We start from the raw sequence: 25495 nt of genomic DNA, 5'->3' as shown, positions 1-25495 counted from the left end.
GTTCCAGGGCTCGTCGAGCACGAGCAGCCCCGGCTCGCAGGCCAGCGCCTGCACCAGCCCGACCTTGCGGGCGTTGCCGGTGGACAGGTCGGCCATCGGCTCGTCGTCGTCGCCGTCGTACCCGAGCTCGGTCAGGAGCTCATCGGCTCGGTCGGCGGCGTCGTCGACGTCCACGCCGCGCACTCGGGCGATGTGGTCGAGCCAGCGTCGCGGGGTCAGCTTGCGAGCGGCCGGGAAGCGGTCGGGCAGGTAGCCGACGACCTCGGGGACGTCCTCGACCTCACCCGCGGTCGGGGCGAGCGCGCCGGCGGCGATCCGCAGCAGCGTGGACTTGCCCGCCCCGTTGCCGCCCCGCACGACGGTCGGCACGGCCGGGTCGACGTCGAGGTCGGCGCCGCGCAGCGCGACCGCCCCCGACGGGTGGGTGTGGTGGATCCCGACCAGGCGCACCCGACCACCTCCACCGCTCGTCTCCCGCGTGCGTGACGATCAGGTTCGCACAGCGGCGCGGCCGTCCGGGCCGGCGGTGGCACGGCGGTACGGCCCGTGGCGGGGGCGGTACGCAGGGCTGTCGAGATCACCCGTTCGGCGCAGCCGGGCGTCGGCTCGGCGCGTTCAGCCGGTCCCGGTCGACACCGCGGCGTCGCGGTTGCGGCGCTGCCGGAGCTTCCGCACGACCAGCCACACGATCACCGCCGCGCCGAGCACGGCGACGACCTTGCTGATCGGCGACATGTAGACCTCGATGACCTCCCAGCGCTCACCGAGCGCGAAGCCGAGGTAGACGAACAGCGCGTTCCAGACACCGCTGCCGATCGCGGACAACGCGGTGAACCGCAGCAGCGGCATCCGGGCGATCCCGGCCGGGATCGAGATGAGGCTGCGCACGATCGGGATGCAGCGCCCGCCGAGGACGAACCAGTTCCCCCAGCGCTCGAACAGGGCCAGCCCCTTCTCCAGGTCCTTCTGGCTGGAGACGACGAACCAACGGCGGCCGCACAGCCGGTGCACCCGTTCGTAGCCGAGCCAGTGCCCCAGCGCGTAGAGCACCAGCGCACCGGCGACGGCCCCCATCGTGGCCGCCGCCCAGACGCCGATGGGGCTCATCGCGCCGGTCGAGGCGCGGAAGCCGCCCAGCGGGAGGATCACCTCCGACGGGATCGGGGGGATCACATTTTCCAGAAAGATCAGCAACCCGATGCCTGCGGCGCCGAGCCGGTCCACGATGTCGAACACCCACTGCGTCACGCACCCCATGGTGCCTGAAGATCAGATCGCCCGGTTGGTCCGGTTCGACCGGTCCCGACGGGCGGGCCGGATCCGCTCGACCGACGAGCAGCGCGGCGAGAACGGCGCGCGGCGGATCCGGAACGCACCGACCCCCGCCGGCGAGGGGCCGGCGGGGGTCGGTGTCGGACGGGATCAGGCGGCCGCGGTGGCCGACTCCCCCTTCGCCGCGCGGTCACGCAGGGACTGCGGGACCTCGAAGCGCTCGCCGTACTTGGCCTTGAGCTCGTCGGCACGGGCCACGAAGCCGGCCGGGCCACCGGGGTAGCCCTCGATGTACTGCAGCACGCCACCGGTCCAGGCCGGGAAGCCGATGCCGAAGATCGAGCCGATGTTGGCGTCGGCGACGGTGGTCAGCACGCCCTCGTCGACACACTTCACGGTCTCGATCGACTCGATGAACAGCATGCGCTCGGACAGCTCGTGCAGGTCGACGTCGTGGTTCGTCGCACCGAACTGCTCGCGCAGGCCCGGCCACAGGCGGGTGCGCTTGCCGTTCTCGTACTCGTAGAACCCGGCGCCGGAGCTCTTGCCCTTGCGGTCGAACTCGTCGACGAGCCGGTCGATCACCGGGTCGGACGGGTGCGGGGTCCAGGTGCCGCCGGCGGCCTCGACGCCCTTCCTCGTCTCCTCGCGGATCTTGCGCGGCAGCGTGAGGGTCAGCTCGTCCATCAGCTGCAGCACCGGGGCCGGGTAGCCGGCCTGCGACGACGCCTGCTCGATCGTCTGCGGGTCGATGCCCTCGGCGATCATCGCGACGCCCTCGTTGATGAAGGTGCCGATGACCCGGCTGGTGAAGAACCCACGGGAGTCGTTGACGACGATCGGGGTCTTCTTGATCCCCAGGGTCAGGTCGAACGCCTTGGCCAGTGCCTCGTCGCCGGTCCGCTCACCCTTGATGATCTCGACCAGCGGCATCTTGTCGACCGGCGAGAAGAAGTGCAGACCGATGAAGTCGTCCGGACGGTCGACCCCCTTGGCCAGCTCGGTGATCGGCAGCGTCGAGGTGTTCGAGCACAGCAGCGCGTCGGCGTTGATGTACTTCGCGGCTTCGCGGAACACCTCCTGCTTCAGCTCCACGGACTCGAACACGGCCTCGATGACGACGTCGCAGCCGGCGAGGTCGGCGTAGTCGTCGGTCGGCAGGATCCGGCCGAGCAGCGCGTCGCCCTTCTCCTGCGTGGTCTTGCCGCGCGCGACGCCCTTCTCGACCAGCCCCTGGGAGTAGGCCTTGCCCTTCTCGGCGGCCTCCTTCGAGACGTCCTTGAGGACGACCTCCCAGCCGGCGAGGGAGCAGACGTAGGCGATGCCAGCACCCATCATCCCGGCGCCGAGCACCGCGACCTTGGTGGGCTGCCACTTCTCCGGCGCGCTGGGGCGGGACTTGCCGCCGTTGATCGCGTTCAGGTCGAAGAAGAACGCCTTGATCATGTTCTTCGCGACCGGGCCGGTGACGAGCTCCGCGAAGTAGCGGCCCTCGATCTTGAGCGCGGTGTCGAAGTCGACCTGGCTGCCCTCGACGGCCGCGGAGAGGATGTTGCGCGGCGCCGGCATCGGCGCGCCCTTGAGCTGCTTGCGCAGGTTCGCCGGGAACGCGGGCAGGATCGACGCGAGCGACGGGTTCGACGGCGTGCCGCCGGGGATCTTGTACTTCGGCCGGTCCCAGGGCTGGGTGGTGTGCTCGGGGTTGGCGAGCACCCAGGCGCGGGCCTTGTCGAACGCCTCCTCGCGGGTGGCCGCGAGCTCGTCGATCAGGCCCAGCTCCAGCGCCTTGGCCGGCTTGTGCCGCTGGCCCTGCGCGAGGACGTTCATGAAACCGTTCGCGATGCCCAGCATGCGGGTGACGCGGGTGACGCCGCCACCGCCGGGCAGCAGGCCGAGGCTGACCTCGGGCAGGCCGTAGACCACGCCCTTCGCGTCGACGCCGACCCGGTGGTGGGTGGCCAGCGCGATCTCCAGGCCTCCGCCGAGCGCCGCGCCCACCAGGGCGGACGCGACCGGACGGCCGAAGGTCTCCAGCGTGCGCAGCTGGCCCTTGACCTCGGCGACCATCGTGAGGATCTGCTCGGCGTCGTCGGGGCCGGCCGCGATGAGCTGGTCCAGGTTCCCGCCGGCGAAGAAGGTCTTCTTGGCCGAGGTGATGACGACACCGACGATGTCGTCCTTGTGCTTCACCAGGTCGTCGACGACCTCCCGCATGGCGTCGCGGTAGGCGTCGTTCATGGTGTTGGCGCTGCTGGCGGGATCGTCGAGGGTGACGACGGCGATGCCGTCGGCGTCCTTCTCCCAGCGGACGGCCTTCTGCTCACTCACTGCTGTTCAGTCCTTCCGAGATTCCGGGAGATTCAGACGCGCTCGACGATGGTGGCGATGCCCATGCCGCCGCCCACGCAGAGCGTGGCCAGGCCGCGGCGCAGGTCACGGCGCTCCAGCTCGTCGACGAGGGTGCCGAGGATCATCGCGCCGGTGGCGCCCAGCGGGTGGCCCATGGCGATGGCGCCGCCGTTGACGTTGGTGATGTCGTGCGAGATGTCCATGTCGCGCATGAAACGCAGCGCGACGGCCGCGAAGGCCTCGTTGATCTCGAAGAGGTCGATGTCGCCGACCGACAGCCCGGCCTTGGCCAGCGCCTTGCGCGCGGCGGGCGCCGGGCCGGTCAGCATGATGGTCGGGTCCGCGCCGGACAGCGCGGTGGCGACGATCCGGGCCCGCGGGGTCAGGCCGTTGGCCTTCCCGGCCGCCTCGGTGCCGATCAGGGTCAGCGCGGCGCCGTCGACGATGCCGGAGGAGTTGCCCGCGTGGTGGACGTGGTCGATCTTCTCGATCCAGTGGTACTTCTGCAGCGCCACCGCGTCGAAACCGCCGTCGCGGCCCATCATCTCGAACGACGGCTTGAGCCCACCGAGCGTCTCGACGGTCGCGCCGGCCCGGATGTGCTCGTCGCGGTCGAGGACGGTCACCCCGTTGCGGTCCTTGACCGGGACGATCGAGTTCGCGAAGCGGCCGTCGGCCCACGCCTTGGCCGCACGGGTCTGCGACTCCACGGCGAAGGTGTCGACGTCCTCGCGGGACCAGCCCTCGATGGTGGCGATGAGGTCGGCGCCGATGCCCTGGGGCACGAAGCCGGTGCGGTAGTTGGTGTCGGGGTCCATCGCCCAGGCGCCACCGTCGGAGCCCATCGGCACGCGGCTCATGGCCTCGACGCCACCGGCGAGGACGAGCTCCTCCATGCCGGAGCGGACCTTCTGGGTCGCGGTGTTCACGGCCTCCAGGCCGGACGCGCAGAACCGGTTGAGCTGCACACCGGCGACGGTGTCGGGCAGCCCGGCCGCGATCGCGGCGGTCTTGGCGATGTCACCGCCCTGGTCGCCGATCGGCGAGACGACACCCAGCACCAGGTCGTCGATGGTGTTCGTGTCGAGCTGCGGGTTCCGCTCGCGGACCGCGTCGATCAGGCCGGTCACCAGCGAGATCGGCTTGACCTCGTGCAGCGAACCGGAGGCCTTGCCCCGGCCGCGGGGTGTGCGGATCGCGTCGTAGATGTAGGCCTCGGGGATCTCGCTCATCCGAACCTCTCGTGGGTGGTCGGCGCCGGGGCGGCCGGGCGGCACTGCCCCTACTTACTAGTAGCTTTTGTTACAGCAGCACTGTCACATGGGTCAAGACGGCCGTCGAAGAACGTGACAGCGACCATGTCACACCACCACTGTCGCATAGGACGCCCGGCCCGTAACCTGCGGTCATGTCCGCCGCCACCGATGCCTCGAGCGACGACGGCTCCCCCGAGCTGCTCACCGTCGACCAGCTCGCCGAGCGGACCGGCATCTCGGTGCGCACCATCCGCTTCTACGCGGGCAAGGGGCTCATCCCGGCGCCCCGGTTGCGGGGCCGCACCGGCCTCTACGACGCGGCGCACCGCGCCCGGCTGGAGCTGATCGGCGAGCTCACCGGGCTCGGGTTCACACTGGCCGCCATCGAGCGGCAGCTGGAACAGGTGCCGCTGGAGACCGCGCCGGAGGAGCTGGCCCTGCAGCGGGCACTGCTCACCCCCTGGCTGCCCGAGGTCGACGAGGAGCTCGACCGCGCCGGCCTGGACCGCCGCGCCGGGCGTCGCCTGTCCGACGACGAGGTCACCACCCTGGAGCAGCTCGGCGCCCTGACCCGGCTGCCGGACGCGGGACCGGACTCCGTGCGGCTGCACGGGATGGTCGCGCTCGGTTCGGCCCTGCAGGCGCTGGACGCGGGCCTGCCGCCGGAGCTGTGGAAGCGCTCGCACGACCTCATCGAGCGGCACACCTCCGCGCTCGCGGAGGACCTGATGACGCTGTTCCAGGAGGAGGTCCTGCAGCCCTACCGGGACCGCGGCCGCCCCGCCGAGGAGCGACGACGGCTGGCCGCCGCGTTCTCCCGGCTCAAGCCGATCACCGTGCAGGGCGTCGTCGCCGCGTTCGGGCGGGCGGTCAACCGGGCCATCCGCGAACGCGTCGACTCCGGTCGCGCCACGGCCGACCGTCAGGAGGGGTGAGCGCGACAGGGCGGTCGTAGCATCGGTCCATGGCGAACTTCGAGTTCCCGGTCCGGGTGCGCTACCACGAGGTCGACGCCCAGGGTGTGGTGTTCAACGCCTGGTACCTCGCCTGGTTCGACGAGGCGATGACCGAGTTCCTCGAGCACCGCGGCCTCACCTACCGGGCGATGCTCGACGCCGGCTACGACATCCAGCTCGTCCACACCGAACTCGACTGGCGGGCCGGGGTCGGGTGGGGCGAGGACGTCGTCGTCGCGGTGTCGACGGCGCGGATCGGCCGGACCAGCTTCGCGCTCGACTTCCAGGTCCGCGCCCTCGACGACACGGGCGAGCGCACCGTCACCTGCGACTGCCGCACCGTCTACGTGGTGATCGCCGTCGACGGCAGCGGCAAGCAGGAGATCCCGGCGCTGATCCACAACGCGCTCGGCGATCCCGAGCCGCTGATGCCGCTGCGGCCCTGATCCGGTCAGGTGCCGCGGATCCGGCCGCGGACCTCGCCGAGGGCGATCCTGCCACCGTCGCGGGCGGGCGCGGTCGCGGTCATCACGACCTCGTCGCCGTCCTCCAGCCAGGCGCGTGAGGCACCACCGGGGAGCGCGACCGGGTCACGGCCGTTCCAGGACAGCTCCAGCATCGAGCCGAACTCCCCGCGCTCCGCACCGGAGATCGTGCCCGAGCCGAGCAGGTCACCGGCGCGCAGCCCGGCCCCGCCCGAGGTCAGGTGGGCCACCATCTGTTCAGGGGACCAGTACAGGTCCCTCGCCGGCGGGGACGCGATCAGCTCGCCGTTGAGGTGCACGGCGAGGTCGAGGTCCAGGCCGAGCGCGGGGCCGGTCGGGGTGAGGTAGGGCAGCGACGCGGGATCGTGCACGGGCAGCGGGACCCGGGCCGCGGACAGCTCGTCGAGCGGGGTCACCCAGGCCGAGATCGACGTCGCGAACGACTTGCCCAGGTGCGGGCCGAGCGGGCGGGACTCGAAGAACTGGATGTCGCGGGCGGACCAGTCGTTGAGCAGCACGACGCCGAAGACGTGGTCGGCGGCGTCGTCGATCCCGACCGGTCCCGGTACCGGTCCGCCCAGGACGAAGCCGAGCTCCGCCTCGAAGTCGAGCGTGGCGCAGGGGCCGAAGTCCTCGGGCCCACGCTGTCCCGACGGACGCGCGACCGGGGTGCCGGTGACCCGGACCGTGCCGGAGCGGCCGTGGTACCCGACCGGCATCCGTCGCCAGTTCGGGGTGAGCGGGTCCGAGGCGTCCGGGCGGAAGATCAGACCGGCGTTCCGCGCGTGCTGCTCGCAGGCGTAGAAGTCGACGTAGTCGGCGACGGCGAAGGGCAGCACCGGGACCAGCCCCTCGTCGGGCAGGCGGTGCGCGGCGGCCCGCTCGTGGTCCGCGCGCCACTCGCGCAGCCACTCGACGACCTCGCGCCAGGCCGGGGCGCCGGCGTCGAGCAGCCGGGTCAGGTCGGGCGCGGTCAGCAGGTCCGGGTACGGGCCGCGCTGCGCGGTGGCGAGCGAGCCGACGTCGAGCAGACCGCCGTCGGGCAGCGGGCAGGCGATGCGGGAGCCGCCGGGGCGTCCCTTCCCGGCGACGGCGCCGAGTGCGAGGGCGGGAACGGGCGGCGGCGCGGTCGTCACGGTCCCCGACCGTAGGCGATGCGGCGACGGCGCGGGCGGGGAACTCACCGTGACGGTCGCACGTTACGACCGGTGTGCCCGGTCCGTCCGGATCGGGCGGGAACCGGACTCGAACCGGAACGCAGGAGGACACCCGCAGATGGGTCTGCTCGACAAGCTCAAGGAGCGCCTCACCGGAGGCGCGCAGGCACAGCCGCAGCAGGGCTTCGGGGGTGCTGGGCCGCAGGGGCCCGGCCCGACGCCGCAGCAGGGCTTCGGCGCGGCACCGCAGCAGCAGGACCCCGACCAGCAGGCGATCGAGCGTTACCGCTACATGCTCCGCACCGCACCGCCCGAGCAGGTGGAGCAGGCGCACGCGGAGGCGTTCGCGAAGCTGACGCCCGAGCAGCGGCAGAAGGTGCTCGAGGACGTCGGCGGGCAGGTGCCCGAGGCCGAGCGGGCCCGCTCGACCGATCCGCAGGAGCTGGCGCGGATGGCGACCCGCGCGGAGATGCGCAACCCCGGCACCATGGAGCGGTCGCTCGGCGGCGGCCGTGCGCCCGGCATGGGCGGCATGATCGCCGGGTCGCTGCTGGCCGGTGTCGCCGGTGCCTTCATCGGCACGGCGATCGCGGGAGCGATGTTCGACGACGCCGGTGCCGGTGAGGACGTGGCCGCGGCCGAGGAGCCCCCGGCCGAGGAGCCGGCCGCCGAGGACCCCGGTTTCGACGACGGCGGCGGGTTCGACATGGGCGGCGACTTCGACTTCTGAGCCCACCCGGGACGGCCCCGGCCCACGCGATCCGTGGGCCGGGGCCGTTCTGTTCCCCCACATGCCGAAACACCTGTTGCAGAGCCGGAGCCGACCTGGCACCGTCCGGTCACCCATGCCAGAGTCGCCATCCGAGCATCCGTCCCGAGCGGACGGCATCGAGGACGAGTGGGAGTACGAGTTATGGCACAGCAGGTACGCGGCGTCGTGGCCCGGGCCAAGGGTGAGCCGGTCACCGTCGAGACGATCATCGTCCCCGATCCCGGCCCCGGTGAGGCCGTGGTGAAGATCCAGGCCTGCGGGGTCTGCCACACCGACCTGCACTACAAACTCGGCGGCATCAACGACGAGTTCCCCTTCCTCCTCGGCCACGAAGCCGCCGGCATCGTCGAAACCGTCGGCGACGGCGTCACCGACATCGCCCCCGGCGACTACGTCGTCCTCAACTGGCGCGCGGTCTGCGGACAGTGCCGCGCCTGCAACAAGGGCAAGCCCCAGTACTGCTTCGACACCCACAACGCGACACAGAAGATGACCCTCGAAGACGGCACCGAACTGTCCCCCGCCCTCGGCATCGGCGCCTTCATCGAGAAGACCCTCGTCCACTCCGGACAATGCACCAAGGTCAACCCCGACGCAGACCCGAAAGCCGCCGGCCTCCTCGGCTGCGGCGTCATGGCCGGCCTCGGCGCCGCCATCAACACCGGCGGCGTCGGGCACGGAGACTCCATCGCCGTCATCGGCTGCGGCGGCGTCGGCGACGCCGCCATCGCCGGCGCCACACTCGCCGGCGCCACCACCATCATCGCCGTCGACACCGACCCGCGGAAACTCAAGTGGGCCGAAGAGTTCGGCGCCACCCACACCGTCAACGCCACCGAACAGGACCCGGTCGAGTTCATCCAGTCTGTCACCGACGGCAACGGCGCCGACGTCGTCATCGACGCCGTCGGACGACCCGAAACCTACAAACAGGCCTTCTACGCCCGCGACCTCGCCGGCACCGTCGTCCTCGTCGGCGTCCCCACCCCCGACCTGCACGCCCCCCAGATCCCGCTCATCGACTACTTCGGCCGCGGCGGCGCCCTCAAATCCTCCTGGTACGGCGACTGCCTACCCTCACGCGACTTCCCCACCTACATCGACCTCTACCTCCAAGGCCGCCTCCCCCTCGACAAATTCGTCACCGAAACCATCAGCATCGACGACATCGAAACCGCCTTCGACAAAATGCACGCCGGCGACGTCCTCCGATCGGTCGTGATCCTCTGATGGCCCCGACCGACTCCCCCATCGACCACGTCGTCACCTCCGGCACCTTCAACCTCGACGGCGGATCCTTCGACGTCGACAACAACGTCTGGATCATCGGCGACGACCACGAAGTCCTCGTCATCGACGCCGCCCACGACGCCGACGCCATCACCCACGCCGTCGGCGACCGCACCGTGAAGGCCATCGTGTGCACCCACGCCCACGACGACCACATCAACCAAGCACCCACCCTCGCCGACCGCTTCGACGCACCGATCCTGCTCAACCCCGCCGAACACGTCCTGTGGGACATGACCTGGCCCGACCGCACACCCGACCAGGAACTCGCCGACGGGCAGACCCTGACCGCGGGCGGGATCGACCTACGGGTGCTGCAGACCCCCGGCCACTCCCCCGGCTCGTCCTGCCTCTACGCACCCGAACTCGGCATCGTCTTCACCGGCGACACCCTGTTCCACGGCGGACCCGGCGCCACCGGACGCTCCTACTCATCGTTCGACGCCATCATCGAATCCATCCGCACCACCCTGCTCACCCTCCCCGCCGACACCCGCGTCCGCACCGGACACGGAGACCCCACCACCATCGGCGACGAAGCACCCCACCTCGACGAATGGATCCGCAACCGATCCTGACCCGACACCCCCACCTGCGGCCCGGCCCCTCACACCCAGGGACCGGGCCGCAGCGGTTCCTACACCGAGACGCAGCTCAGCGGGCTCGGACGAGCCACGGATCCCGCTGAGCTGCATCTCGGCGAGCGGTCGAGCGGACAGCGCGGGACGAGGGGCAGCGTGGAGCCGGGGCGCGGGACGCGCCGCGACGCGTGCGTCTGACACGGTGGGGCGTGCCCCGCTCGCTGTCGTCGCTCCCGTTCCGTCTGCTCCTCGCCTCGACCGCGCTCGCGTTCGGCGGGTACGCCCTGCTGCTGCCGGTCGTCCCGCTGTGGGTGTCCCGGGGCGGTTCCGGCGAGTTCGGAGCGGGGCTGAGCACGGGCGTACTGATGGCGGCCACCGTCGGCACCCAGCTGCTGGTGCCCGCGATGCTGCGCCGGGTCGGGCACCGTCCGGTGCTGGTCGTGGGGTCACTGCTGCTCGGCCTCCCGACGCCGTTGCTCGCGCTGACCGCCGACCTCGGTCCGGTGCTGGCGATCTCCGCCGTCCGTGGGCTCGGGTTCGGGATGGCCACGGTCGCCGGGAGCGCGCTCGTCGCGGAGCTGGTCGAGCCGTCCGCACACGGTCGCGCGGCGGCGCGCTACGGCTACGCGGTCGGCCTGCCCCAGCTGCTGTTCCTGCCGGCGGGCGTCGCGGTCGTCGACGCGCTGGGGTTCACCGGGGTGTTCCTGCTCGCCGGGATCACCCCGGTCGCCGGGGCGCTGGTGGTGGCGTTCGTGCGCGGGCCCCGGCGGGCCCCCGCACCCCGCCGCGACGACGCCGTCCCGCACCCCCGCGCGACCCGCAGGCGACTCCCCGCCGCGCCGGTGCTCGCGATGCTGGGCTGCTCCACCGCGCAGGGCGGCGTGATCACCTTCGCCCCGCTCGTCGCGCCGGGGGCGACGGTCGCGGTGCCCGCTGCGCTGTTCGCCACCGCGCTCGGGGCGCTGCTCGGCCGCGGCGTCGCGGGCACCCTCACCGACCGCAGCGGACGTCCCGGGGCCCTGTTGCCGGTCGGGACCGCGTGCGCCACGGTCGGGCTGCTCGGGGTGCTCACCGCTCCGTTCGCGTCGGTCCTGCTGGTGGCGGGGGCGGCCGCTGTCGGCGCCGGGTTCGGGCTCGTGCAGAACGACGCCATGGTCGCCCTGTTCGCCGCCGCCGGGCCGTTGCAGTACGGCCCGGCGAGCGCCGTCTGGAACATCGCCTACGACGCCGGGACCGGCCTGGGGGCGACCGGGCTGGGAGCGATCGCCGAGCCCTTCGGCTTCGCCGCCGCCTTCGGCACGACGGCCGCGGTGCTGTTCCTGCTCACCCCGGCCGTCCGCCGTCGTCGCGCCTGACCACCGCCACGAGGACCCCGCAGCGACGCCACCGGCAGGAGCGTCGCGTGGCAGGGCGGCCCCCGGGGCCGGGGCACGCCCCACCCCGACGGGAGCGGGTCAGGCCTTCGGAATCGCCCGCTGCAGCTCGGGGACGACCGCGTCGAGCACGGACGGGAGGCTGAGCACGGTCTGCCAGGCGAAGGCCAGCTCGGTGGCCCCCTCCAGGAACACGGTGCGCCCGTCGCGCATCGCGGGCAACCGCGACAGCAGCGGATCCCCGACGACCGTCGCCTTCCCGCCGGGGGTGAACGACAGCTGGTCCCAGACGATGAGGTCGTGGTCGAGCTCGCTCGCCTGCTCGAAGCTGAACTCGGTGTAGAACTTGCCTGCGGCCAGCTGGTCGATCCGCGGCGGCACGGTGAACCCCAGCTCGGTGAAGAACCGTGAGCGGGGGTCCTGCGAGGAGAACACGCTGATCTTGTCCGCGCTGCGGCTCGCGACGACGACCGAGCGCCCCTTCCACTGTGGATCGGCGTCGCGGGCGGCGACGAACCTGGCCTCCAGGTCGGCGACCAGCTTCTCGGCCTCGGCCTCCTTGCCCAGCGCCCGCCCGGTCTCGCGGGTGTACTCCTGCCACGGTGCGCCGTAGTCGTCGAACCCCCGCGGTGGCCCGACGGTCGGCGCGACGGCGCTCACCACCGGATAGCTCTGGGCGTCGAGGTCGGAGTAGAGGCCGATCACCAGGTCGGGGCGCTGTGCTGCGATCTTCTCGGGCTCGATGGAGGACATGTTCAGGACCGCCGGTGCCGCGCCCACCGCCTGCGCGGCCGCCTGGGCCCACGGCTGCACGACGACCTTCTCGGCGCCGTACCAGTAGCGGGCCGCCACCGGCGCCACCCCGAGCGCGAGGATCGCGTCGTGGTCGGTGTAGCCCACGGACACCACGCGCTGCGGGGCCTGTGGGATCGTCGCCGCGCCGAGCTTGCCCTCGATCGTCACCGGGAATCCGGCGCTCCCCGTCGCGGCACCGGTGCCGGTCTCCGACCTGCCGCCCCCGCCACACCCCGCCAGGGCGGCGCCACCGGCCGCTGCCAGCGTCCCCAGGAGCATCTGTCGCCGGGTCAGTCCCATGTCCGTTCCTTCCGCTCGTCCGGCGGAATGCTAGGACACGAACTTAGGCTTGCCTGTGCTGCATTCAGGTGGGCTCAGCGCGCCCCTGCGGCGCGGGCCGGTGCGGGGCGTGGCGCAGCCGAGGTCGAACCCGTGCACCCGCGCTGCGGTACCGCCGAGCAGGGCGGCGCGCACGTCGTCGTCGAGCTCGGGAAACCGTCCGCGCAGCTCGTCGGGATAGCGGAAGGTCATGAGGTCGCGGATCAGCCGCGCCGGACGCACCAGCGGGTAGCCGCTCCCGAACATCAGCCGGTCCGGGCCGTAGGCGGCCAGCAGCTCACCGAGCGCCTCCGCGGCCGGCACCCGGTGTCGCCGCAACGCGATCAGCAGGTCGGTGAGCAGCACGTAGACGTTGGGCACGCGGGCCAGCCGGATCAGCGACGCGGTCGGGGCGCAGGCGGCGCCCACCACGAACCGGATCTTGGGCAGGGCCGTGGCCAGCGCGGCGACCTCGGTGACGTCGACGGCCCCGGCCGGCAGCGGCCCCGCGCTGCGCACCCGGACCGGCAGGGCGGACCCGGCGCGGACCGGCTCGGCCCACTCCGGCCACCGGGGCCGCGGAGCCGCCTCCCCCTCGGCGACGACGCCCGCGTGCGCCCAGTCCGGTGCCGCGCGCGACGGTCGCGCGGTCGGTGCGACCCCGATGTGGACCACCCCGGCGCCGGCCTGCTCCGCCCGGATCAGGGTCCGTCGCAGCCACGGTGCCCGCAGGGACAGCGCGGTCTCCGGACGACGGGCCGGCAGCACGGTCAGCGCGCGCAGACCGTCGCGACCGACCCGGGCGCCGATGCCACGGGCACGGGCCCGGTCGGCGGGATCGAGCTCGCCGGCCAGCGCGAGCCGACCGGGGTGCTCGGCGGCGAGCTCGGCGTGCCAGGCAGGCGCGGCGAACCCGAGAACGAACAGGTCCTCGAACCCGGCAGGGACCAGCACCGCGCGGTCCACCGCGGACAGCACGTGCGCAGCCAGTGCCTGCGGCGTGACCAGCTCGAACGCGTCCGCCGACAGCGGCCGCGGCGAGGGGTCGACCATCCGGTGGCGGTGCAGCAGGTCGGCGACGAACTGCTCCCCCGCCGGGCCCGACTGGTTGTGCGGCCTGCCGTCCCAGCCGTGCACCTGGGCGTCGACGACCGCCGGGAGACCACCACGCCCCGGGGGCGCTGGGCAGCACCGGTCCACGACGACCACCTCCACTGTCGCGGAGCGGCCCGGCACGCGCAGCGCGTGCCGGGCCGCTCCCCTGGGTTCCCTGTGACCGGGCTGGCCGGTACCTACCCGACCGACGGGCCGAGCCCCATCGACTGGGGTGTGCTCGAGTCCGGGCTGGGCTGCGGGATGCCCTCGTCGAGCTGGCCGAACTCGGTCATGAGGGCCTTGTTCCAGGGCGTGACCTCCTCGGCCACCAGGGAGTTGGTGGTGAGGATCAGCCCGGCGACCGAGGCGCCGTTCTGCAGGGCGGAGCGCACGACCCGCAGCGGGTCGATGATGCCCATCTCGACCATGTCCCCGTAGCGGCCCTCCAGGGCGTCGAAGCCCTCGTCGACGCCCATGGTCGTGACCTGCTTGACCACCTCGTCGCCGTCGTAGCCCGCGTTGGAGGTGATGAGGTGCACGGGCTCGGTGAGCGCCTGCCGGACGATCTCGACGCCGATCCGGTAGTCCCCGGTCACGTCCAGCTCGTCCAGGGCGGGCTCGGCGTGCAGCAGCGCCGCGCCGCCACCGGCGACGATGCCCTCGGCCACCGCGGCCCGGGTCGCCTGCAGCGAGTCGTCCACGCGATGCCGGATCTCGCGGGCCTCGGCGTTGGTCGGTGCCCCGACCGAGATGATCGCGGCCTTCCCGGACAGCCGGGCGATGCGGTCGGAGAAGAAGTCCTCGTCGGTGCCGATGGTCGCGCGGGCCAGCTCGGCGCGCAGCTGCGACAGCCGGTACTCCAGCTTCTGCTTGTCCCCGCCACCGCCGATGATCGTGGTGCCCTCGCTGGTGACCCGCACCTGCACGGCGCGCCCCAGGTGCTCGACGTCGATCTGCTCGAGCGAGAACGAGGAGCTCTTGGAGTGCACCTGTCCGCCGCAGAGCGCGGCCATGTCCTCCAGCAGGTGGATGCGCTTCTCGCCGAAGCCGGGCGCCTTGATCGCGACGGCCTGGAAGTGCCCGTTGACGTGGTTGTGGACCAGCATCTGCAGGGCGGTGCCCTCGACCGTCTCCGCGACGATGACGAGCGGGCGCCGGTCGTTGCGCATGATCCGGTCCAGCACCGGCATGATCTGCTGGACGTCCTTGATCTTGTGCGCGGTGAAGAGGATGTAGGGGTCGTCGACGATCGCCTCGAGCGTGCCGGGGTTGGTCACCATGTATGGCGAGACGTAGCCGTTGTCGAACTCGAAGTCCTCGACGAAGTCCACCGAGACGCCCGGCAGCGGGGTGTCGTCGACGGTGACGACGCCGTCGTCGCCGACGGTGTGCAGCGCCTTCGCGACGACCCCGCCGATCGTGTAGTCGTCGTTGGCCGAGATGGAGGCGACGCGGGCGTAGTCCTCCTCGGTGCTGACCGGGTGCGACACCGTCTGCAGGCGGTCGACGAGCGCGTTGACCGCGATGTCGATGCCCCGCTTGACCAGCACCGGGTTGCCGCCGCCCTCGATGGCGCTCATGCCCTGCTTGACGATCGCCTGGGCGATGACGGTCGCGGTGGTGGTGCCGTCGCCGACCGTGTCGTTGGTCTTGACCGCCGCTTCCTTGACCAGCTGGGCGCCCATGTTCTCGAAGGGGTCGCGCAGGTGGATCTCGCGGGCGATGGTGACGCCGTCGTTCGTGACCTCGGGCGAGCCCGTGATCTTCTCCAGGATGACGTTGCGGCCCTTGGGGCCCAGCGTGCTCTTGACGGCTTCGGCCAGCTGGTCGACGCCGGCCTGCAGCAGATGACGGCCCTCGGCGCCGAAGCGGAGTTCCTTGGCCATGGTGGGTCCTCCCGGAGAGAGTCGGTCCAGGTGCGCGGGTGTGGATCAACGTGCGCAGCCGAGGCGCCGTCCAGGCGCGCTGCGCGGGTGGAACGCACCGCCCGGGCCGTCGCCGACCGTGGTGGGCCGGGGACGGGTCGTCGTCCCGGGCGGTGCGATCCGGGTGAGGAGCGGGTCCTACACCGGCTTCAGGTCGAAGTCGATGTACTCGGCGGCGTCCTCGGGATTGGCGAACATGATCGTCTTGTCGTCCAGGTGGACCATCCGCCCGTAGTGGGTGGACATGTTCTCCTCGAACTGGGCGGCGTCGAACCAGCCCTCCTCCTGGCCGGCCTCCTCGTCCATCGCCTCGTAGTCGAGCTCGAACTTGCCGGTGCCGTCGACGCGGATCATCGAGGGCAGGTGCTGCACGGTCACGTTGTCCTGACGGTCCAGGACCGTCGCGATGACCGCGCCGATCTGGTTGTTCATCAGCGTGAATCCGCACATGTTCGACGCGGTGCTGTCCTGCTTGAACGGGCTGTCCGTGCTGGTCACTGCTTCAGCTCCTCGGGGACGTCGAGACCGAGATCGCTGCAGATCCCGGCGAACCGGTTCTTGGCGCGGTCGAGGGAGTCCTCGAACGTCGGCGGCTTGGAGTCCGACTGGGACCACATCGGCTGCATCGTCCGGGCGGCCTCCAGCGCCTGCGGCACGTAGGTCCGGAGCCAGCCGCCCATGAGCTCCCGGTTGTGGTCGGCGAACTCGCGGTCCTGGGTGAGCGGCGCGAAGCAGGCGATCGACCAGCGCAGGTCGCGCTGGGCGTAGTCGAACTCGCCGGCACCCATGACCGTCGGGGTCACGTAGTCACCGTTGGTGGCGGCGGACTGCATGACCAGGTTCGACCGGAACAGCTCGCCGACCAGGGGCTCGAACACGCAGTTCGCCGCGAAGATCGCCTCGCCCCAGTCGTCCTGGACCGCGGTGAGGGCCTCGGTCATCCTGCGGGCGCCCTGCCACTCCGGCGCGTTGTCCCACGCGTCGAGGTGGGCGGTGCCGTCGAAACCGTCGATCTCCTCGGACAGCGTCAGGTTGTAGAGCGCGAGGTCCTGGGCGAACCGGATCTTGCGGGTGGAGTTCGCGGCGAGCGCGGTGTTGTGCATGTTCGTCGGCGCGGACCGCTCGTTGGACGCGAAGACGTAGAGGCCGAGGATGTGCTCGATGTGCATCCAGGCGCCGACGTTGCGCTCGACGAAGCGCACCCAGTTCGGGTTCCACAGCTCGAACGCCTTCGCGTTCCGGGCGTTCTCGATGTTCTGGGTGAGCTGGCGGACGACGTTCGCGTTGTACCGGAAGAGGCTCTGCTCCCACTCCTCGTTCGGGTCGCGGAACTCGTGCCAGCCGTGGGCCGGCCAGTTCTTCACGTGCAGGCCGCCGGTGCCGACGCCGCGCTGCGGCTCCGGCTCGTCGACGCCCCAGGCCTTGAGCTTGGTCCAGTGCAGCGGGTAGCCGCCCTCGCCGTTGGCGAAGCCGTAGATCCAGCCCTGGGCGAGGTAGTGCCGCGGGTCCGGCTGGACCTCGACGGTGGTGTCCTCGTACAGCGTCTGCTTGCGCTTGGCGGGCGCGTAGTAGTTGTAGCGGCGCGCGTTCGAGCTCGAGTCGGGGAACTCCCGTGCCCCGGCCTCCGCGTCGGTGAAGACGGGCTTGGGAACGCTGCGCTGCGAACCGGACGACGTGTCCTGCGTGGTGGGGGACTGAGTCATTGCTGTCCGTCCTCGCCTTCTTGCTCACCGGTCGTGGTGAACTTGTCGTAGAAGATGTTGGTCTCACTCACACCCAGCTGGGTCAGCGTCGCGATCGCCGCGTCGACCATCGGCGGGGGACCGCAGACGTAGGCATCCGCTCCCTTCAGATCGGATTCGTTGCGCCTGACCACCTCCGTGATCAGGCCGGTCTCGCCGGCCCAGTCCGCGCCGCCGTCCACGTCGGACAGGGCGGGGACGTACCGGAAGCCGCCCAGCTGGGGCGCCAGTTCGGCGATCTCCTTCTCGAAGCAGAGATCGGCCGCGGTGCGCGCGCCGTAGTAGAAGGTGGCTCGTCGTTCGACCCCGCCCTCGGCCATCGCCCGCAGCAGGCCCAGCACCGGCGCCATCCCGGCGCCACCGCCGACGAAGACGATCGGCGAGCTGCGGTTCTGCCGGAGGGTGAAGGTGCCGAAGGGCGCCTCGACGTCGAGCCGGTCACCGGGGGCGGCCTTCTCGTCGAGCCAGGTCCCGAACAGCCCGCCCGGGTAGACCTTGATGACGAACTCGTAGGTGCCGTCCCGGTTCGGGGTGTTGGCCATGGAGAACGAGCGGCTCTCCTCGGTCCCGGGGCAGACGAGGTCCATGTACTGCCCGGGGAAGAACTTGATCTCCGACGGCTCGACCAGCTTGACGGTCAGGTGCCGCATGTCGTGGGTGACGGCCTCGACCGACACCACCTCGACCACGCCCTTGGTGAGGGGCAGGCCGGAGCGGATGATCTCCTCGTCGTAGTTGGTCAGCTCGATGACCAGGTCCTCGTAGGCGTGTGCCCGGCACAGCAGGGTGTGCCCCTCGTCCTTCTCGTAGTCCGGCAGCGCGAACGTCGAGTAGCTGTCGTACTCGATGTCCTCGCCCTCCAGGACGAAGGACTTGCAGGCCGAGCACTGGCCCTCCTTGCAACCGTGCATGAGCTGGACGCCCTGCTCGGCCGCGGCACGGAGGATGTTCTGGTCCTCGTCGACCTCGATCTCGATGCCGACGGGCTCGAACCGCACGACGTGTTTGTCGCCCACGAGCGCAGACCACCTCTCTTGGCGTGACGAATGGCGTGAGAAAAAAGACCAATCGGACAGACGTGGGCAGGCGTCGCCCCGGGCCCCGCCCGACGGACAGGGGTCCCGGGGTGACCCGGCCGGGGAAGACGACCCCCCGGCCGGGCCGCGGGAAGAGAGCCCCGTCATGGAGTGACGGGAACCCTCTCCCCTCGCCTGACCCGCGCTCAGGCGTCGGTGGGCGCGGGCCGGCCTCCCGGCCCCTGGCGGTTGTAGTCCGCCACGAACGCCTCGCGCTCGGCGTCGCTCATCTCGTTGAGGATGACGTTGGGGCTGGCCAGGTGCGGCATGCGCCGCATGTGGTCCAGCGTCCACATCTTCTTCGGGTCGAGATCGAGGTGCGGCTGAGCGGTCAGCGTCTTGCCGTCGTCACGGACGAAGCCCATGTCCTGGATGACGTCGGCCCAGTTCCAGCCGTGGTAGAGCGTCTCCCACTCGCGGTGACCCACGAGCTTGCCCATGTTCGGGGTCTCGCGACCCTGGTACACGGGCCGGAAGGCCTCGGCGTCGGTCCAGCGGCAGACCTCGTGGCAGTACGTGCGCCACTGGCCGTCCACCTTGTCGACGACCATGTCCTCGCGCACCAGACACGGGACCATGCAGGTCCAGCAGCGGTGCGGGTACACGTAGTCGACGTCCTCGGCCACGATGGCGTGGTGACCGTTCGGCTTGGCGAGGCGGTTGTAGTTCTCCCACCACTTGCCGTACCGGTCGTACCAGCCCGGGTACTTGTACTCGAACCACTCGAAGTCGGTGTCGGTCATGCCGTCGATGCGCCAGTAGTTGGCGCACCAGCCGGTGGCGAAGAACTGCGCGACCTCGTGGACGTAGCCCTTGTTCCAGATCTGGTTCCAGGACTCCTCGACCAGGTCGTGCGGGATCACCAGGCCGTACTTCTCGAGCGGCAGCAGGTAGCTGCGGTAGTAGTCGTCGTAGATCCAGCGGCGCCACATCTCCGCGTAGGACTCACGGTCCTTGCGGCGGTCCTTCGTGCCGTACTCGATGAAGGTGCCGATGGCGGCGTCGACGACGCGGTGGTTGTTCCACCACGCGTAGCGCAGGTCGCGCTCGAGCAGCTGGCGGTTGTCCTCGTCCGACAGCGCCATCAGGAGCGTGGCGTAGCCGTTGGAGATGTGCCGCGACTCGTCGGACTGCACCGAGTGGAACACCGTCGGCAGCAGGTAGTCGCCGTTGGCGGCCGCCTCGGCCGGCATCGCCACGAACAGGGTGTTCGTGAACGCGGTCTCCGCGACGATGGTCAGGTAGATCGACGCGGCGGTGATGGCGTCACCAGTGATGAACCCCTCGGCGAACTGGCGGCCGATCGTGCCGCAGTAGTCCGACTGGAAGTTCCGCAGCGAGTTGTTGAAGCCCGCCGGGTCGATGTAGTTGTTCATGTACAGGCGCTTGAGGTTCTGCTGGATCGTGCTGTGCCGAACCTCGTCGATCATCTGGATCGCCTGGCCGTTGTGCAGCTCCGGGTTCGGAACCACGTGGAACAGCATCGGCATCGAGCGCGCCGCCGAGATCTCCGGCAACGGGATGATCGACAGGAAGAGCTTCTGCCACTCCAGCCAGCGCTCCTGCACCTGCCGGAACATGTTGCCGCGGATGGCACCGTCCTGGGCGCCGTAGACGCGGTGGTCCTTCTCCTCCTCCATCGGGAAGTACGAGCGCAGGACCTGCTTGAGCGGGTCCTTCTTCGCCGCCTTCTTGAAGGTGTAGTCGGTTCCGTACTTCATGTACGGCTCGTGGTACTGCGGCTCCCAGGAAAGCTCCTGGATCTTCTGGTGAGCCTTCGCCAAACTCTGCCGACTCACGTCGTCTCCTCACGGTGGTGGGTTGTGGTCGGATCAGCGGGCGAGCGCGGGTAGCCCGATGTCGTGGTCGAACGCGGAGGTCGGACGACCCGGTGACGTGGGTGGGTGCCGCGGCGCCGGTGCCGTCTGTCCTCCGTGCTGCGAATCACACATGGTCCGGCAGGCATTCGAGGTCTCAATATGAGACTCTTCCGCCCCGCCACCTGTTGTGATCTTGCTCTCACGGCGCGTACCGTCGCCGTGGCCACGGGATCCGGGCAGGTCACCGCTGTCGCACGCGGATCCCCGGTGGTCGTGTCCCGAGCTCGACACTGGCAAGGAGGCCGTGTGTGAGACCCCTGCCCGACGGCGCGCAGGGCGCCACCCGGGCGGGCCGGCCGACGCCGCGCCCGCGACACCCCGGGGACGGATCTGACGTCTCCGCCACCGGCTCGGCGCCCACATCCGTGTCCAGGACCGCCACCAGCACCGCGGCCAAACGGATCGCGGCCGCCCGCGAGGCGTTCCTGCACCACGAGCAGATGCGTGAGGACGCGGTCCGCCCACCGATCCTGGCGTCCTGGATCCGGTCGCGGGACAGCGACGTGGCGCCGGACTCCATCGACCTGCCCGAGGTCGGCCGCGAGACCGACAGCCCGCTGGTACGGGCGGCCACCCCGATCGTCTCCGAGCTGTGCGACCAGTTCGCCACCGAGCCGGTCAGCCTCATCCTCTGCGACTCCGACGGTGTCGTCCTCGACCGCCGGACCGGCGACTCCGCGCTGCGTCAGCACCTGGACCGGGTGTGGCTCGTCCCCGGTTTCTCCTACGCCGAGCAGCACGTCGGCACCAACGGCATCGGCACCGCGCTGGAGGGGAGGCGGCCGACCGAGGTGTTCGGGCACGAGCACTTCGTCGAGCACCTGGAGGACCTGGCCTGCGCCGGCGCCCCGATCCGGCACCCGGTCACCGGCAAGATCCTGGGCGTCATCGATCTGACCTGCTGGCGGACCGAGGCGAACGCGCTGATGGTCGCCACCGCCGCGACGACGGCCCGCCGCATCGAGGAGGCGTTGCTCGCCGCGTCCGGGCGGCACGAGCTGACGCTGCTGCACGACTACCTGACCGCGGTCCAGCGCGGGGGCGACTCCGCGGTGCTCGCCGTCGGCGACGACCTCGTGATGATGAACGACCGCGCCCGCGAGCTCATCGCCCCCGGCGACCAGGCCCCGCTGCTGGCCGGGGCGACCGACGCGCTGCGGGCCGGGCGCAACCGCCAGCTCGTCGTCGACCTGCCGAGCGGGGCGACGGCGCGCGTGCAGTGCCGGCCCAGCTGGAACGAGGCGGGCTCGGCGGGCGGCATCCTGCAGGTGAGCCTGACCCACCGCGAGACCGTCGGCCGCGGCTCCGCGACGCCGACGATCACCACCGCGCTGCCGACCGCCGTCGGCTCGGGGGCGCTGTGGACCAAGTGCGCCCAGGCCGTGGACCGGCACTTCCGCACCAACGAGTGGCTGGTGCTGCAGGGCGAGCCCGGCTCCGGCCGGACCACGCTGGCCCGCGCCACCCACCACCTCCACTCCCCCGCCGGGCACGTCCGCGTGCTCGACGCCGGCGACGTGGGCCCGCGCTGGTTCTCCGAGGTGACCGACGAGCTCGGCGGGGGCGGCGGGACGCTGGTGCTGCGCGAGGTCGACCGGCTGCCCCCGGCCGCCGCGGCGGCGCTCGCCGACGCGCTGGAGCCGCACCGCGAGTCGACCGACCCGGAGCGGGCCTGGGTCGTCGCGACCCGCGGCAGCTCCCGGACGACCGACTCGCCCGAGCTGGCGTCGCTGCTGGACTGCTTCCCGCGCACCATCGAGGTCCCGCCGCTGCGCCACCACGTGGAGGACGTCGCCGAGCTGGTGCCCTACCTGCTCGCCCGGCTGACCCGCGGCGCCGACCTGACCTGTGCGCCGGAGGCCCTGCGGGTGCTCATGCGCCACCGGTGGCCGGGCAACGTCGAGCAGCTCTACCAGGTGCTGCGCAAGGTCGTGAGTCGTCGCCGGACCGGGGTGATCCGGCTGGAGGACCTGCCGCCGGAGACGCGGGTGCTGGCCCGGCGGGTACTGACCCCGCTCGAGTCGATCGAGTGCGACGCCATCGTCGACGCCCTGCTCGACGCCGACGGCAACAAGGCCGAGGCGGCGCGCCGGCTCGGGATGAGCCGGGCGACGATCTACCGCAAGATCCGCGGCTACGGCATCGCGACGCCGGAGGGTGCGGGGATGGCCCGGTAGCGGGGCAGACGGCGGGGCACGGTGAGGTCCGTCCGGGGCTGCGGCAACCCCCGTTCGGCCCCTACCGTCGGTCCATGGCACTACTCCGACGGTTGTTCGTGTTCCCCGACGGCACCCCGGCCCTGCTGCGCGGCGCGGTCGGCGGCCTGACCGTGCTGGTCTCCGGACTCTGGCCGTTCGCACTGCTGCCCGCGGGCACCTCGACCGTGGTGATCGTCGTGGCGGCCGTGCTGTCGGTCCTGGTGCTGTTCGCGGTGGCGACGGCGCTGCTACGGCGGCGGTACCCGGACGCGCCCCGCTGACCCCGGGCTGTTGATCTACGGTCCGTGCCCATGACGGGAACGGACATCACCGCACCGTGGCCGGACTCCGCGTTCCCCGCGGACCCCTATCCGGGTGCTCGGCCGCCGTGCTCGTTCCTGCACGTCGACGGCCGCACCCACCCCCTGGCGGCCGACCCGTCGACGCCCTCGGGATGGCGGGTCGACGGTCGTTGTCTCGACGACGTGCTCGCCGGAGCGAACGCGCCGCCGATGGCCGGGCGGGTACCGCTGCTGGCCTACGGCTCGAACGCCTGCCCGTCGAAGATCTCCTGGATGCGCGAGGCCCGCGGGCTGACCGGGCCGGTCGTCGTGCTGCGGGTGCGCACCGAGGGCATGGCGGCGGTCTGGTCGGCCGGCCGCCGGGTCGTCGACGACCAGCGCCCGGCCACCCTCGCCGCCGTCGGTGGGGCGGTCGAGGAGCACACCGTGTGGCTGGTCGCGCCGGAGCAGTTCGCCGCGCTCGACGCCGTCGAGGGCCGCGACGCCGACCCGCCGCGCTACCGGCTGGCCCGGGTCGCGACCGGGCGGGTCACGCTCGTCGACGCCGCCGGGGTGCTGGACCGGCCGTGGGCCTACCTCGCCCCGGAGGTCCCCACCGGCGACGCCCGCACCGACCGCCGTCCGCTGCACGTCGACGGGGCCCCCGTCCGCTGCGCCGACCTCGCCCAGGCCGGGGCCGTCGCGCTGTCCGGGGCACCCGGCCCGGACGGTCTCGACGCCACGTCCGTCGACGGCGTACCCGTGCCGGAGCAGTGGCCGTCTCGGGTGTTCGTCTACGGCACCCTCATGCCCGGCCGCCGGGCCTTCGGGATGCTGCGCGGGCACGCCTCCGACGTGCTGCCGCAGCCGGTGGTGCTGCCGACTGGCGCGGTCGCCGACACCGGCCGCGGGTACCCCGCGCTGACCCTCGACACCGGCGACGGGGTGCCCGGCTGGGTCGTCGAGCTGGCCGACCCGGAGACCGCGCTGGCCGCGCTCGACGCCTACGAGGGCCCGGACTACGCGCGGTCCCGGGTGGTTCTCGACGACGGCACCGTGTGCTGGGCCTGGGTGTGGACCGCGGCGCGGGACGGCCACGTGCCGCTGCCACACGGCTGGTCCCAGCCCTGACGCCGACCGGGCCCGTCCCCGACGGAGACGGGCCCGGTGTGGACCGGTGCTCCGACTCAGGAAGCGGTCTTCGCGGCCTGCCGTGCGCGGTGCTCGGCGAGCCCGGGGATCTCCCGGCCGGAGATCGACACGCCCTTCGTCTCGATGACGAAGTAGAGCGCGATCATGCCGATCACGCAGGCGCCCATCATGTAGTAGGCCGGGAACAGGACGTCACCGGTGCCCTCGATCGCCGACTCGTTGATCAGCGGCGCGGTGCCGCCGAACGCCGCCGTCGCCACGTTGTAGGAGATCGCCATGCCGGCGAAGCGGACGTGGGTCGGGAACATCGCCGGGAACGTCGCGGAGATCGTCCCGAGCTGGAGCAGGTAGATCAGCCCGAGCACGGTGAACCCGAGGATCGCCAGCGGCACGCTCACCGCCATCAGCATGTACATCGGGATCGCCAGCACGAAGATGCCGACCAGCGAGATCCACCAGCACGGTTTGCGGCCGATCCGGTCCGACAGCGCCCCTGCGAAGGGGATCAGCAGCATCATCACGACCTGGCCGACCACGGCGACCGTGTCGGCGCTCGCCGAGTCCATCGACAGCGTCGTCTGCAGGTAGGTCGGCATGTAGGTCAGCAGCGTGTAGTTGATGACGTTCAGCGCGATGACCAGGCCGAACAGTGCGAGGATCGGCTGCCAGTAGCGGACGAGGAGGTCCTTGAGCGCGCCGGTCGCGGCGGACTCGGACTCGCCGGCGGCCTCCAGGTCACGGAACACCGGGGTGTCCTCGAGCTTGGTCCGGATGTAGAGGCCGATCATCGCCAGCGGCAGGGCGATCATGAACGGGATGCGCCAGCCGTAGTCGAGCATGGCCTGCTCGCCGATCGCGGTCTCCAGGCCGAAGACGACCAGCACCGCGAGCGTGAAGCCGGCCAGGGTGCCGAACTCCAGGAAGCTGCCCCAGAACCCGCGCTTGCGGTCCGGCGCGTACTCCGCCATGAAGGTGGCGGCGCCGCCGTACTCACCGCCGGTGGAGAAGCCCTGGATGATCCGCAGCAGGAACAGCAGCGCCGGCGCGGCCCAGCCGATCGTCGCGTAGGACGGGATGACGCCGATCAGGAACGTCGCGACGCCCATCAGGATGATCGTCATCGACAGGACCTTCTGCCTGCCGATGCGGTCCCCGAGCGGCCCCCACACGAAGCCGCCGAGCGGCCGCAGGATGAAGGAGATCGCGAAGCCCAGCAGCGTTCCCAGGTAGCCCAGTTCGCCCGGGAAGAACGCGTTGGTCAGTTCGACGGTCAGGTAGGCGTAGATGCCGTAGTCGAACCATTCCGTCGCGTTCCCGATCGCCGACGCGGCGACCGCCCTCCGCAGTACGGAGGGCTCCACGTCGTTCTCGCCACTCTGTTGACCAGCATCTGCCGGAACCGATGACATTCGAGGACCCCCACTCACGCAATGCGTAAACCGCTACCGGAAGCGCATTTCGTTACACGATCGACATATCCCAGCACCATTGCGGTGTGCGGAGCCTACAGAGCGGAAAGGGGACCTGCCACCCACGCCCGCT

General features: G+C 71.4%; 22 protein-coding genes. 9 read left to right on the top strand and 13 right to left on the bottom strand.

Annotation, left to right across the window (positions count from 1 at the left end; genetic code table 11):
* The 4 genes from Ae505Ps2_RS10175 to Ae505Ps2_RS10160 all read right to left on the bottom strand — a co-directional run.
* On the bottom strand, positions 1 to 450 hold a 450-nt coding region (locus Ae505Ps2_RS10175; protein ID WP_139320238.1), incomplete at its 3' end, for an ATP-binding cassette domain-containing protein.
* A 165-nt stretch (positions 451 to 615) separates the two neighbouring features.
* Complete coding sequence (locus Ae505Ps2_RS10170) at positions 616 to 1248, bottom strand: DedA family protein (protein WP_233147405.1); 633 nt, start codon at positions 1246 to 1248, stop codon at positions 616 to 618.
* Positions 1249 to 1422: 174 nt separating this feature from the next.
* The gene (locus Ae505Ps2_RS10165; protein ID WP_020627545.1) at positions 1423 to 3600 is read right to left on the bottom strand and encodes a 3-hydroxyacyl-CoA dehydrogenase NAD-binding domain-containing protein; all 2178 of its coding nucleotides are present in this window, start codon (positions 3598 to 3600) and stop codon (positions 1423 to 1425) included.
* Between the two features lie 32 nt (positions 3601 to 3632).
* Positions 3633 to 4853: an acetyl-CoA C-acetyltransferase gene (locus Ae505Ps2_RS10160; RefSeq protein WP_198932122.1), complete on the bottom strand. Its 1221-nt coding sequence runs from the start codon at positions 4851 to 4853 to the stop codon at positions 3633 to 3635.
* Between the two features lie 176 nt (positions 4854 to 5029).
* Between Ae505Ps2_RS10160 and Ae505Ps2_RS10155 the strand changes: the two genes are divergently transcribed.
* Positions 5030 to 5812, top strand: a complete 783-nt coding sequence (locus Ae505Ps2_RS10155) for a MerR family transcriptional regulator (RefSeq protein ID WP_075308608.1) — start codon at positions 5030 to 5032, stop codon at positions 5810 to 5812.
* Between the two features lie 29 nt (positions 5813 to 5841).
* On the top strand, positions 5842 to 6279 hold the full coding sequence (locus tag Ae505Ps2_RS10150) for an acyl-CoA thioesterase (RefSeq protein WP_020627548.1): 438 nt from the start codon (positions 5842 to 5844) through the stop codon (positions 6277 to 6279).
* Positions 6280 to 6284: 5 nt separating this feature from the next.
* Here Ae505Ps2_RS10150 and Ae505Ps2_RS10145 read toward each other — a convergent pair whose 3' ends face one another.
* Positions 6285 to 7454: a fumarylacetoacetate hydrolase family protein gene (locus tag Ae505Ps2_RS10145; RefSeq protein ID WP_075308610.1), complete on the bottom strand. Its 1170-nt coding sequence runs from the start codon at positions 7452 to 7454 to the stop codon at positions 6285 to 6287.
* A gap of 139 nt (positions 7455 to 7593) precedes the next feature.
* On the opposite strand from Ae505Ps2_RS10145, the gene Ae505Ps2_RS10140 reads away from it, so the two are divergent.
* The 4 genes from Ae505Ps2_RS10140 to Ae505Ps2_RS10125 all read left to right on the top strand — a co-directional run bounded on the left by Ae505Ps2_RS10140 (position 7594) and on the right by Ae505Ps2_RS10125 (position 11473).
* On the top strand, positions 7594 to 8205 hold the full coding sequence (locus Ae505Ps2_RS10140; protein ID WP_075308612.1) for a hypothetical protein: 612 nt from the start codon (positions 7594 to 7596) through the stop codon (positions 8203 to 8205).
* 183 nt (positions 8206 to 8388) lie between these two features.
* Positions 8389 to 9477 (top strand): S-(hydroxymethyl)mycothiol dehydrogenase, encoded by a 1089-nt coding sequence (locus tag Ae505Ps2_RS10135; RefSeq protein WP_075553580.1) that lies wholly within the window; start codon positions 8389 to 8391, stop codon positions 9475 to 9477.
* Entirely contained in the window at positions 9477 to 10115 is a 639-nt protein-coding gene (locus Ae505Ps2_RS10130) for an MBL fold metallo-hydrolase (protein ID WP_075553579.1), read from the top strand. Before Ae505Ps2_RS10135 ends, Ae505Ps2_RS10130 begins: the two co-directional genes overlap by 1 nt.
* Positions 10116 to 10327: 212 nt before the next feature.
* On the top strand, positions 10328 to 11473 hold the full coding sequence (locus tag Ae505Ps2_RS10125) for an MFS transporter (protein ID WP_075553578.1): 1146 nt from the start codon (positions 10328 to 10330) through the stop codon (positions 11471 to 11473).
* A 99-nt stretch (positions 11474 to 11572) separates the two neighbouring features.
* Here the strand turns inward: Ae505Ps2_RS10125 and Ae505Ps2_RS10120 are convergent, their stop codons facing one another.
* The 7 genes from Ae505Ps2_RS10120 to Ae505Ps2_RS10090 all read right to left on the bottom strand — a co-directional run bounded on the left by Ae505Ps2_RS10120 (position 11573) and on the right by Ae505Ps2_RS10090 (position 20226).
* On the bottom strand, positions 11573 to 12586 hold the full coding sequence (locus Ae505Ps2_RS10120; protein WP_084786243.1) for an ABC transporter substrate-binding protein: 1014 nt from the start codon (positions 12584 to 12586) through the stop codon (positions 11573 to 11575).
* 30 nt (positions 12587 to 12616) lie between these two features.
* Entirely contained in the window at positions 12617 to 13804 is a 1188-nt protein-coding gene (locus tag Ae505Ps2_RS10115; RefSeq protein WP_139318839.1) for an amidohydrolase family protein, read from the bottom strand.
* Between the two features lie 92 nt (positions 13805 to 13896).
* Positions 13897 to 15585 (bottom strand): chaperonin GroEL, encoded by a 1689-nt coding sequence (groL, locus tag Ae505Ps2_RS10110; protein ID WP_075553577.1) that lies wholly within the window; start codon positions 15583 to 15585, stop codon positions 13897 to 13899.
* Between the two features lie 177 nt (positions 15586 to 15762).
* Positions 15763 to 16122, bottom strand: a complete 360-nt coding sequence (gene mimD, locus Ae505Ps2_RS10105) for a propane 2-monooxygenase effector subunit MimD (protein WP_020622163.1) — start codon at positions 16120 to 16122, stop codon at positions 15763 to 15765.
* Positions 16119 to 17327: a toluene hydroxylase gene (locus tag Ae505Ps2_RS10100; RefSeq protein WP_020622162.1), complete on the bottom strand. Its 1209-nt coding sequence runs from the start codon at positions 17325 to 17327 to the stop codon at positions 16119 to 16121. Before Ae505Ps2_RS10100 ends, mimD begins: the two co-directional genes overlap by 4 nt.
* Positions 17324 to 18382: a 2Fe-2S iron-sulfur cluster binding domain-containing protein gene (locus Ae505Ps2_RS10095; RefSeq protein WP_020622161.1), complete on the bottom strand. Its 1059-nt coding sequence runs from the start codon at positions 18380 to 18382 to the stop codon at positions 17324 to 17326. The genes Ae505Ps2_RS10100 and Ae505Ps2_RS10095 overlap by 4 nt, the downstream gene beginning before the upstream one ends.
* A 206-nt stretch (positions 18383 to 18588) precedes the next feature.
* Complete coding sequence (locus tag Ae505Ps2_RS10090) at positions 18589 to 20226, bottom strand: methane monooxygenase (protein ID WP_043276429.1); 1638 nt, start codon at positions 20224 to 20226, stop codon at positions 18589 to 18591.
* A 461-nt stretch (positions 20227 to 20687) separates the two neighbouring features.
* Between Ae505Ps2_RS10090 and Ae505Ps2_RS10085 the strand changes: the two genes are divergently transcribed.
* The 3 genes from Ae505Ps2_RS10085 (at position 20688) to Ae505Ps2_RS10075 (ending at position 23932) form a co-directional block, all read left to right on the top strand.
* A complete protein-coding gene (locus Ae505Ps2_RS10085) occupies positions 20688 to 22499 on the top strand; it encodes a helix-turn-helix domain-containing protein (RefSeq protein WP_075308622.1) in 1812 nt (603 codons plus the stop codon).
* A gap of 74 nt (positions 22500 to 22573) precedes the next feature.
* Entirely contained in the window at positions 22574 to 22801 is a 228-nt protein-coding gene (locus Ae505Ps2_RS10080; protein WP_139318840.1) for a hypothetical protein, read from the top strand.
* 30 nt (positions 22802 to 22831) lie between these two features.
* Positions 22832 to 23932, top strand: a complete 1101-nt coding sequence (locus Ae505Ps2_RS10075; RefSeq protein ID WP_083695531.1) for a gamma-glutamylcyclotransferase family protein — start codon at positions 22832 to 22834, stop codon at positions 23930 to 23932.
* A gap of 56 nt (positions 23933 to 23988) precedes the next feature.
* On the opposite strand, the gene Ae505Ps2_RS10070 is transcribed toward Ae505Ps2_RS10075, so the two are convergent.
* The gene (locus Ae505Ps2_RS10070; protein WP_233147404.1) at positions 23989 to 25314 is read right to left on the bottom strand and encodes an MFS transporter; all 1326 of its coding nucleotides are present in this window, start codon (positions 25312 to 25314) and stop codon (positions 23989 to 23991) included.
* Positions 25315 to 25495: the final 181 nt, after the last annotated feature.

Source organism: Pseudonocardia sp. Ae505_Ps2 (assembly GCF_001932425.1).
GTDB lineage: Bacteria > Actinomycetota > Actinomycetes > Mycobacteriales > Pseudonocardiaceae > Pseudonocardia.
This window is presented reverse-complemented; position numbering and strand designations above follow the sequence as displayed.